The 9,413-nt window shown below is 61.3% G+C and carries 10 protein-coding genes; 3 read left to right on the forward strand and 7 right to left on the reverse strand.

What is annotated here, in order from left to right; translation table 11 throughout:
- Positions 1-53 precede the first annotated feature (53 nt).
- From QF045_RS17830 to QF045_RS17845, 4 genes are read right to left on the reverse strand one after another with little or no spacing between them, the layout of a single operon-like run.
- Positions 54-686 (reverse strand): LysE family translocator, encoded by a 633-nt coding sequence (locus tag QF045_RS17830; RefSeq protein ID WP_124387038.1) that lies wholly within the window; start codon positions 684-686, stop codon positions 54-56.
- 53 nt (positions 687-739) lie between these two features.
- A complete protein-coding gene (locus QF045_RS17835; protein WP_306493386.1) occupies positions 740-1,129 on the reverse strand; it encodes a TIM barrel protein in 390 nt (129 codons plus the stop codon).
- The gene (locus tag QF045_RS17840) at positions 1,089-1,610 is read right to left on the reverse strand and encodes a TIM barrel protein (protein ID WP_306493387.1); all 522 of its coding nucleotides are present in this window, start codon (positions 1,608-1,610) and stop codon (positions 1,089-1,091) included. Before QF045_RS17840 ends, QF045_RS17835 begins: the two co-directional genes overlap by 41 nt.
- Positions 1,611-1,637: 27 nt before the next feature.
- On the reverse strand, positions 1,638-1,820 hold the full coding sequence (locus QF045_RS17845) for a rubredoxin (RefSeq protein ID WP_306493388.1): 183 nt from the start codon (positions 1,818-1,820) through the stop codon (positions 1,638-1,640).
- Between the two features lie 158 nt (positions 1,821-1,978).
- Here QF045_RS17845 and QF045_RS17850 point away from each other — a divergent pair, with 158 nt between their 5' ends.
- Positions 1,979-3,394, forward strand: a complete 1,416-nt coding sequence (locus QF045_RS17850; RefSeq protein WP_306493389.1) for a PLP-dependent aminotransferase family protein — start codon at positions 1,979-1,981, stop codon at positions 3,392-3,394.
- A 19-nt stretch (positions 3,395-3,413) separates the two neighbouring features.
- On the opposite strand, the gene QF045_RS17855 is transcribed toward QF045_RS17850, so the two are convergent.
- On the reverse strand, positions 3,414-3,884 hold the full coding sequence (locus QF045_RS17855) for an Lrp/AsnC family transcriptional regulator (protein ID WP_306493390.1): 471 nt from the start codon (positions 3,882-3,884) through the stop codon (positions 3,414-3,416).
- Between the two features lie 123 nt (positions 3,885-4,007).
- Between QF045_RS17855 and QF045_RS17860 the strand changes: the two genes are divergently transcribed.
- Together QF045_RS17860 and QF045_RS17865 are read left to right on the forward strand one after the other, a co-directional pair.
- Positions 4,008-5,252: a methionine gamma-lyase gene (locus QF045_RS17860; protein ID WP_306493391.1), complete on the forward strand. Its 1,245-nt coding sequence runs from the start codon at positions 4,008-4,010 to the stop codon at positions 5,250-5,252.
- Positions 5,253-5,481: 229 nt separating this feature from the next.
- Positions 5,482-6,153, forward strand: coding sequence for a helix-turn-helix transcriptional regulator (locus tag QF045_RS17865; protein ID WP_306493392.1), 672 nt, complete (start codon positions 5,482-5,484; stop codon positions 6,151-6,153).
- 117 nt (positions 6,154-6,270) lie between these two features.
- Here the strand turns inward: QF045_RS17865 and QF045_RS17870 are convergent, their stop codons facing one another.
- Both QF045_RS17870 and macA read right to left on the reverse strand, forming a co-directional pair.
- Positions 6,271-8,229, reverse strand: a complete 1,959-nt coding sequence (locus tag QF045_RS17870; RefSeq protein ID WP_306493393.1) for a MacB family efflux pump subunit — start codon at positions 8,227-8,229, stop codon at positions 6,271-6,273.
- A gap of 3 nt (positions 8,230-8,232) precedes the next feature.
- The gene (macA, locus tag QF045_RS17875; protein ID WP_306493394.1) at positions 8,233-9,384 is read right to left on the reverse strand and encodes a macrolide transporter subunit MacA; all 1,152 of its coding nucleotides are present in this window, start codon (positions 9,382-9,384) and stop codon (positions 8,233-8,235) included.
- Between the last annotated feature and the right edge of the window lie 29 nt (positions 9,385-9,413).

Here is a 9,413-nt window from a genome sequence, read left to right on the forward strand (position 1 = left end):
TGGAGTCTATCAGGGCAACGGCAAATCGCCACTACTGCTTACCGGCTAATGCTTCAGTGCGAAAACCCGCGCGCCAGCATGAGCGCCACACCCAGCAACATCACCGCTGTGATCCGCTGCAACAGTACGCGCCGCTTGGGGTTCTCCAGCACGTGCTTGATGCGCTGGCCGAAATAGCAATACAGACAACCACTGGCAAATTGCAGCAACAGGAACGTCAAGCCGAGGATGGCGATGTCCGCCGCCGAGCTGTGCTCCCCGCCTCCAGCAAACTGCGGGAACACGGCGCTGAACATGATGATGGTCTTGGGGTTGGAAAAACCGGTCAGCAAGCCCTTGCCGAACAGACTGCGCGAGCCCTCCACGGCGCCGGCCTTGTCGATCGACACACCGCTGCTGGTCCACTGCTTGTAGGCCAGGTAAAGGATGTAGGCGACGCCGACGAACTGGATGGCTTGGGTGATCGCGAGGTTGCCCTTGATCAGCTCCGAAAAGCCCACGGCAAAGATCAGGATCGAAATCAGGTACGACACACTGGCGCCAATCTGCGCCGGAATCGAACTGCGCAAACCATCCTTCAAGCCCAGGCTCAACAACAGCAGGGTCATGGGGCCGGGACTGAAGGTCATGGTGGCGCAGAACAACAGGAAGTAGAGAAACGAAGACAGGGTTAACGCGCTTGTCATGGTCCGGGACCTTGAATGGGGCGCACGCCACAGACGTGCGCCCGTGGTTTACATCAGGCGACCGCGATTTCGGTCGTCAGGGATTCGCGGTACATCAAGGCCAGGTCCGCCAGGGCGGCCTTGGCGGTCTGGTTGCGGGTTTCGAACGCCACCAGGCCTTTCCAGTTGGTTTCAACGATGGCCTGCATCACGTCGGCGTAGTCGCAGTTGCCGTCGTGAATGCCAAAGTGCTGGTCTTGCACACCGTTGTTGTTGCTGAAGGAAATCCCCTTGATCAGGTGGTGATACTTGCGCACCACAGCCGCCGGCATTCCGTTCTCGATATTGGCGTGGCCGGCATCGAGGAAGAAAAACACGTTGTCGTGGGCTTGCAGACGCTCGAACACGAAGGCGTACTCGGCCTCATGGGTGAAGATGTAACTGGAAAGGCCGGTAGTTGACATAGTTGGACAGGTTTTCCAGGTAGATATCCGTGCCCTTATGCGCCGCGTAAGTGGCCAGTTCCTGGACTGACTTGAGGTAGTGCTCCAGGGCGACTTTCTTGGCCTTGAGCACCATCTTTGGCTCGACGATGCAACCGCCGTGAATGATCAACGGCGCGCCCAGGCGACTGGCGATATCAATCTCTTTCTTTACGTAGGCCACCGCCGCCACGCGAAACGCCTCGACGTCACTGCCCAGCGGCGCCTTGAAGTTGCCATGGAAGATCGGCTTGACGCCGCTGGCGGCGATCTGCGCCTGCAGGCTTTCGATGCGCGCATCGGTCCAGTCGTCGACCATTTCGCCAAACAGGCTGCCGTCGACATACCAGTGGGTGCACTGGCCTTCGATGGCCGTTTGCAAGCCCTGTTCGGCGTCGAGGTATTTCTGGTGCGCCACACCGGTACAGAACGGCACGGCAGGGTTGATCAGTTTGCTTTCCATGGAGCGATTCCTTTCGTTGATGGAGGATCAGGCGTGTAACGGGTCAGCGAGTTCGATGGCCATGAAATCGGCCTTGGTCACGCCGCAATCCGGGCATGTCCAGTCTTCAGGCACCTCTTCCCAAGGGGTGCCCGCGGGTATCCCGTCCTCCGGAATGCCCAATTCTTCTACGTACATAAAACCGCAGGGTGCACACATATAAGTCTTCATGAGAATGCAGAATCCATTGCTCGCTTGTAGGAAATTTCGCCAACTCCTGGCGAGATGGCGCGCAGTCTAGGGGAATGGCATTGCGCCAGGCAGGTAAAGTGATGCCTAATTCGGCCTAACTTCACCGGTAAAAGCACCGGCAAACATAAGGACGTTTCATGTTGGTATCCGCCATCGCCTTTGTGGAAGGCACCCCCAAGGTCCAGCAGATCGTGGAGGCCTTCAGCCAGGCCATCGAGGCCGGTGAATGGGCGCCCGGCAGCAAGTTGCCGTCGGTGCGTGAGTTGACCGAGATCCTCGGTGTCAGCAAGTTCACCCTCAATGAAGCCCTGGATCGCCTGCGCGGGCGCAACCTGCTCACCTCAAGCCAGGGCCGTGGCTATTTCGTAGCGATGGACAGCGCGCGTCCGGCTGCGGCGACCTGGGTCGACCTGCTGCCCCAGGACCTGCTCAGCGTGTTGCGCCGCCCCCTGGCGACCGCCAGTGGCGAGCTGCGCCCCGGTGGTGGCCACTTGCCGGAAGACTGGTTGAACGGCGAAGCGATCCGCCAAGCCATGCGCAGCGTGGTGCGTGCGCCGTCGCTGCGCATTGCCGGGCTCGGTACGCCGGCCGGGCTGTTGCCGTTGCGCCAGGCGCTGCAACAGAAACTGCACGGCGAAGGCCTGTCGGTGCCGGTGGAACAGATCATCACCACGCCCAACACCGTGCAAGGCCTGGACATGCTCATGCGCCTGCTGGTGCGTCCCGGCGACACGGTGCTGCTGGACGCGCCCTGCTATTTCAACTTCCACGCCAACCTGGCCCTGCATGGCGTCAAGGTAGTGACCCTGGAACGTCGCCCCGACGGCTTCGACTTCACCGCCCTCGAACAGCTGCTCGCCGAACACCGCCCCAGCCTGTACCTGACCACCAGCGTCTTGCATAACCCCACCGGCCATTCCTTCAGCCCCAGCCAGGCGTTTCGCCTGCTGCAACTGACCCAGCAGTACCACTGCCATATCGTCGAGGATGACCTCTACGGCGACCTGCACCCCAACCCACCGCCACGCCTGGCTGCCGTCGCCGGGCTGGACCAGGTCACCTACCTGTCGGGGTTCTCGAAGATCCTCAGCGCCAACACCCGCGTCAGCTACGTGGTGGCCGCGCCGCAACTGGCGGCCAACCTGACCAATATGAAGTTGATGAGCGGCGGCGTGACCTCGGAGCTGTTCGAGCAGATCGTGTACCGCATGCTCAGCGAAGGCAGCTATGCCAAGCACCGCAAACGCATGGTCCAGCGCCTGATGGAGGCTGGTGGGCGCGTCGAGCAATGGCTCAAGCGCTGCGGCTGCGAGCTGCCGATGGCCTTTGAAGGCGGCATGTTCATCTGGGCGCGCCTGCCGCCTGGGGTCAACGGCGAAGTGCTGGCTCAGGAAGCCTTGAAGCGCAGCATGGTGCTGGCGCCCGGCACGCTGTTTGGCTACGACCCTGCCCACCGCGACTTGATGCGCTTCAACGTGGCCCACAGTGATGAGCCACGGGTGCAGCGGGTGTTCGAGGCGCTGCTGGTCAAGGCGGTGCGGTCAGGTGATTGACGGCGGGTAAACGGCTGCGTCAGTCCGGCAATGGGATCACTCGCAATGGCCGCACCGACTTGTAGGAAAAGCTCGAATAGATTTCTTTCACACAGGGCAACGTCTGCAGCACTTCCCGGGCAAATTCGCCAAACGACTCCAGGTCCGTGGCCACCACTTCGAGCAAAAAGTCATACCGTCCCGACACGTTATGACAGGCCACAATCTGCGGAATCGCCAACAGCCGTTGCTCGAACGCCCGTGCGATTTCCTGGGTGTGGCTGTCCATCATGATGCTGACGAAGGCGGTCACTCCATAGCCCAGGGCCTTGGGTGACAGGATCGCCTGGTAACCGCTGATCACCCCACTCTCTTCAAGACTGCGCACCCGCCGCCAGCATGGCGATGTGGTCAGGGCTACACGGTCGGCCAGTTCGGCCACGGTCAGGCGAGCGTTGCTCTGCAAGGCGTTTAACAAGGCTTTATCGGTGCGGTCCAGACGGGCGGGCATAACGTGCCTCTATTCATTGTTTTTGTCGGTTTTTCTTCCATGACGCCCCGTGTTTGCGGGCGTTTTCGCAACGTTCAACTGTGGTTATGAGCATAGCATTGTAGGAAATAAGGAGCGCCAGACATGAACAATAAACACCCTGCGTTCGGTTTTTCCACCCGCGCCATTCACCACGGTTACGACCCCAAGGACCATCACGGCGCCCTCGTACCGCCGATCTACCTGTCGGCCACCTTCGCTTTTCCCACCGCCGAGTACGGCGCGGCCTGCTTTGCCGGGGAAGCCAGCGGGCATTTCTATACGCGCATTTCCAACCCGACCCTGGCACTGCTCGAGTCACGCATGGCCACCCTGGAAAACGGCGAGGCGGCGGTGGCCTTCAGTTCCGGCATGGGCGCGATTGCGGCAACGTTCTGGACCCTGCTGCGCCCTGGAGACGAGGTGATCGTCAGCCAGACGCTCTACGGTTGCACGTTCGCCCTGTTGCACCACGGCATCGGCGAGTTCGGCATCAAGGTGCGCCATGTCGACCTCACCGACCTGAACGCGCTGCAAGCGGCACTTTCCCCCGCCACCCGCATGATCTACTGCGAAACCCCGGCCAACCCCACCCTGCGCCTGGTGGACATCGCCGCCGTGGCGCGGCTCGCCCATCAACAGCCAAGTGTCACCGTGGTGGTCGATAACACGTATTGCACGCCCTACCTGCAACGGCCCCTGGAGCTGGGCGCCGACGTGGTGGTGCACTCGGCCACCAAGTACCTCAGCGGGCATGGCGACATCACCGCAGGCATCGCGGTCAGCAGTCAGGCATTGGCGCAACGTATTCGCCTGCAAGGGCTCAAGGACTTGACCGGCGCGGTGATGTCACCCCAGGACGCCGCCTTGCTGATGCGCGGCCTCAAGACGCTTGCCTTGCGCATGGACCGCCACTGCAGCAACGCTCGAGCCGTGGCCGAGGCGCTACAGGCCCACCCCGCCGTGAGGTGGGTGACCTACCCGGGGCTGGCGTCTTTCCCACAATACGAATTGGCGGCACGCCAGATGAAACAGGCGGGCGGCATGATTGCCTTTGAGCTCACCGGTGGGATCGACATGGGCCGGCGTTTCATGAACGCGCTCAAGCTGTTTACCCGTGCGGTCAGCCTGGGCGACGCCGAATCACTGGCCCAGCACCCGGCCAGCATGACCCACTCCACCTACACCCCCGAGGAACGTGCGCAGCACGGCATCAGCGAAGGCCTGGTGCGCTTGTCGGTGGGGCTTGAAGACGTCGCCGACCTGTTGGCGGATGTGCAGCAGGCGTTGGCCAAATGTGCGCGTGCCGTTGCGCGCCCAACCTTGCTGGACGCCCACGCGATGAAATGACCGTCAGGCTGGCGTGTTGCTTTCCCACAACGGCGACCAGACAAGTCTGATCGCCGTTATGCGTTTTTAATCTGGTTTTTTTGACGATTGGATCCCCACCCTTCTGTCAGGCTGTACTAGCATACGTCTCGGCGGGCTGCACCATCACCGCAGGGTATTCGTATTGGCTAGCATTTTAATCCCCGTCGCTATATGCCGAATGCCTGCACCGAAACTCATGGACGAATTGATGAACTCACACCTGTTCCCACATCTCGGCAAGGTCATCGCCAGCACGGGCAGTCGCCACTTCCCACGCATGCTGCATGACCTGATCCTCACTCAATTGGCAGTGGACGCCACCCACATTACGCAATTACGGGTGAATGCCGCAGGCGACACGCGCCGCAAGATCAGCCCGGTCTACACCGACTCGACGTTGGCATTGGGCGAGGAACAACCCGCCGCCCAGCTGCACCTCACCCGGCGTAAAGATGATGTGCGCTATGTGCTCTCGGTGTACCGCTCCCACGACTCCGAAAACTTCTCGGCGCAAGAGCGCAGCATGCTGCAGGACTTCTCGACGCTGCTGCTGCCCATGGTGGAAAAACACATCAGCGCAATCCAGCCAAGCCCTGCGGGCGATACACCACTGGAACCACAACACCAGGGCATCGAGACCTTGCGCCGACGCATTCAGGAGCGGCTGGTGCAATCGGGGTTGACCCTGTCCAACCGCGAGCTGGAAGTGTGCGTGGGCCTGCTGGCCGGGCGCACCGCGCCGGAGTTGGCCGAGCAACTGGCGCTAAAGGTCAACACCATCGAGAGCTACCTCAAGCGCGCAGCGATCAAGTTGGGGATCAGCGGGCGGCACTCATTGTTGCGGTGGATGTATTCGACGGACGACAGCGCCAGCTTCTAAAAAATGTGGGAGGGGGCTTGCCCCCGATGGCGGTGCGTCAGCCATATGAATGTTGACTGACCTCCGTCATCGGGAGCAAGCCCCCTCCCACATTTGATCTGTGTCGGCCGGCAGTTTTCAGTCGCGGGCCAGTGCCTCGATGGGATCCAGTCGTGCCGCGTTCCGTGCGGGCACGAAGCCGAATACGATGCCGATCAGCGTCGAACAGGCAAACGCGGTGATGATCGAGCCCACGGAAAACACCATTTCCCATTCCTTCACGAACAGCGAAAACAGATAGCCGATGGCATAGGACAACGAGATGCCGATGATCCCGCCGATCAGACACACCATCACCGCCTCCACCAGAAACTGCTGACGAATATCCGACTGCCGCGCCCCGACTGCCATGCGAATGCCAATCTCGCGGGTGCGTTCGGTCACCGACACCAGCATGATATTCATCACCCCGATGCCACCCACCAGCAACGAAATCACCGCGATCAATGACAACAGCAGCGCCAGTGAGCGGCTGGTTTTCTGTACCGTCTGCATGATGCTGTCGAGGTTGTTGGTGAAGAAGTCCTTGGTGCCATGGCGTTGCAGCATGAGCTTATTAACGTTGTCTTCCACCACCTTGCTCGGCTGGCCGTCCTTGATGCGCACGGTGATGCTGTCCAGATGACGCTGGCCCAGCAAGCGCCCCGCCGCTGTCTCATACGGCACCCACACATTCAACGCCTTGCTGGCGGCAAACATGTTCTTGTTGTCCGCCGTCACCCCGATCACCGTGCACGGCAGGTTGCCGACCAGGATGACCTGGCCCAGCGGATCGACGTTCGGCCCGAACAGGCGCTGGCGGGTGTTGTGGTCGATCACCACCACCTGCGCCTGACGCCGTGCATCGCTTTCGCTGAAGGCGATGCCCGCTTCGAGCTTGAGGCCCTTGACCTTGAAGTAACGATCGCTGACGCCGTTGACCTGTGCATCCACGTCGATGTTGCCAAAGCGCAGCAACAGGTTGCGTCCCACCACCGGGGTGGCGCTGTCGACGTAATACAGCTGGTTCAACGCGTCCACATCCGAAGGCATCAGGGTCTCGATGGCCGAGGCGCGGCTGTCACCGAAACTGGTGCCGGAAAAGATATCGATGGTGTTGCTGCCGATGGCCTGGATGTCCTTGAGCACATAGCGCTTGGCGCCCTCGCCGATGGCCGAGATCGACACCACCGAGGTGATACCGATAACGATGCCGAGCATGGTCAGCAAGGTGCGCATGCGATGGGAAATCAGCGCGACCCAGGCCATGTTGAACGCCTCCTTGAACAACCCCAGGCTCGCCACCAAGCGCCGGGCGCCGCTGCGCCTGGGTTCGACCGGCGCTTCGTTGGGCAGCTGCGCCCCAGTGCTCTGATTGGCCTTGTCGCTGACGATCTCGCCGTCGCACACCTCGACGATACGCTGGGCATTCGCCGCCACCTTGGGGTCGTGGGTGACGATGATCACCGTGTGCCCTGCCGCATGCAGCTCGGCGAGGATGCGCATCACCTCCTTGCCACTCTGGGTATCCAGGGCCCCGGTGGGTTCGTCGGCGAGGATCACTTCACCGCCGTTCATCAACGCCCGGGCGATACTCACGCGCTGCTGCTGGCCACCGGACAACTGGCTCGGCCGATGGGTGATATGCCCCGCCAGGCCCAGGCGTGCGAGCAGATCCCGCGCGCGGCTGTGGCGTTGCGTTTCCGGGGTGCCGGCGTAAATCGCCGGCATTTCCACATTGTGCAAGGCACTCAGGTGCGCCAACAGGTGGTAGCGCTGGAAAATAAACCCGAAGTAGTCGCGGCGCAGTTCCGCCAGTTGCTCATCGCCCAGGGAACGGGTCTCGATGCCATTGATTTTGTAACTGCCCGCCGTGGCGTAATCCAGGCCGCCGAGGATATTCATCAGCGTCGATTTACCCGAACCCGACGCGCCGATGATCGCCAGCATCTCACCCGCATGAATCGTCAGGTCGATACCTTTGAGCGCAATGAACTCTCGCTCTCCGGCCATGAAACTGCGGGTGATGCCCTTGAGTTCCAACAGAGGTTGGGTCATGGCTCAGTTCCCCGCCACGGCAGGCGTTGCATCGCCGATCACGACTTTATCGCCCTCGACCAGGCCGTCGAGAATCTGCACCTTGACGTTGTTGTTGATGCCGGTCTTGACCTCACGCACCAGCGCCTTGCCCTTGGCGTCCAGCACCCGCACCGCATAGCTGCCATCGGCGTTGCGCGGCCCGAGTGCCGCCACCGGCACCATCAGCGCGGCCTCGGCGGTGTCGAGCACGATGCGCACCTGGGCGGTCATGGCGATGCGCAGGCGGTGGTCGGGGTTGGGCACGTCAAACAGCGCGTTATAGAACACCGCCGTATTCTGCTTGGGCGTGCCGGCGGTCTGGGTTTCCAGGAAGTTCTGCGGCGCAGGTTCAGTACCCCGCAACTTGGCGTAGTAGCGTTTGTCGGCCTCGCCGAGGATGGTGAAATACACCTGCTGGCCGGGGCTGATGTGAATCACATCGGCTTCCGAGACCTGGGCCTTGACGGTCATGGTGTCCAGGTCGGCCAGCTTGAGCAGCACCGGCGCGAGCTGGCTGGCAATCACGGTCTGGCCTTCCTGGGTGACGATGCCCACCACATCACCGTCGATGGGCGCATTGATGCGGGTGTAGTCCAGGTTGATCTTGGCGGTGTCGATCTGGATGTGTGCGCTTTTGATCTGGGCGTCCAGGGCCAGCAGATTGGCCTGCTGCACCTGGAAGGTCGACTCGGCGTCTTCGAAGTCCTGGCGCGACACCGACTCATCGTCCTGCAAGCCCTTGTAGCGTTCATACACCGACTTGGCCTGCTTGAGCTGCGCCGCCGTGGCACGGCGTTGGGCCTGCAGGTTTTCCTCATCGACCTGGGCTTTGCGCAGGGTGTTCTGCAGGATCAGTGGGTCGATTTCGGCCAGCCACTGGCCCTTTTTGACCTTGTCGCCGACCTTGACCTTGAGCGATTTCAACTGGCCGGAGACCTGGGCACCGACGTCGACCTGCTTGACGCCTTCCAGCAGGCCGGTGGCCAGAACGGCGTTCTCGATATCGCCGCGCTCGACCGTGGCGGTGAGGTACAAGGGCGCATCGGCGGGAGCCTTTACGGTGTAGATAACCAATGCGACGGCAATGGCCAACACTGCGAATATGCCGATTTTGCGTAACTTAAACGTTTGCATAAATGACCATAAAGTTGGGCTTTTTGATT

Origin of the sequence: Pseudomonas sp. W4I3 (genome assembly GCF_030816195.1) — a bacterium.
GTDB lineage: Bacteria > Pseudomonadota > Gammaproteobacteria > Pseudomonadales > Pseudomonadaceae > Aquipseudomonas.

Coding starts and splice junctions, on each gene's coding strand:
- QF045_RS17830 (WP_124387038.1), bottom strand. CDS start 686: ATGACAAGCGCGTTAACCCTGTCTTCGTTTCTCTACTTCCTGTTGTTC.
- QF045_RS17835 (WP_306493386.1), bottom strand. CDS start 1,129: ATGTCAACTACCGGCCTTTCCAGTTACATCTTCACCCATGAGGCCGAG.
- QF045_RS17840 (WP_306493387.1), bottom strand. CDS start 1,610: ATGGAAAGCAAACTGATCAACCCTGCCGTGCCGTTCTGTACCGGTGTG.
- QF045_RS17845 (WP_306493388.1), bottom strand. CDS start 1,820: ATGAAGACTTATATGTGTGCACCCTGCGGTTTTATGTACGTAGAAGAA.
- QF045_RS17850 (WP_306493389.1), top strand. CDS start 1,979: ATGTTGGTATCCGCCATCGCCTTTGTGGAAGGCACCCCCAAGGTCCAG.
- QF045_RS17855 (WP_306493390.1), bottom strand. CDS start 3,884: ATGCCCGCCCGTCTGGACCGCACCGATAAAGCCTTGTTAAACGCCTTG.
- QF045_RS17860 (WP_306493391.1), top strand. CDS start 4,008: ATGAACAATAAACACCCTGCGTTCGGTTTTTCCACCCGCGCCATTCAC.
- QF045_RS17865 (WP_306493392.1), top strand. CDS start 5,482: ATGAACTCACACCTGTTCCCACATCTCGGCAAGGTCATCGCCAGCACG.
- QF045_RS17870 (WP_306493393.1), bottom strand. CDS start 8,229: ATGACCCAACCTCTGTTGGAACTCAAGGGCATCACCCGCAGTTTCATG.
- macA (WP_306493394.1), bottom strand. CDS start 9,384: ATGCAAACGTTTAAGTTACGCAAAATCGGCATATTCGCAGTGTTGGCC.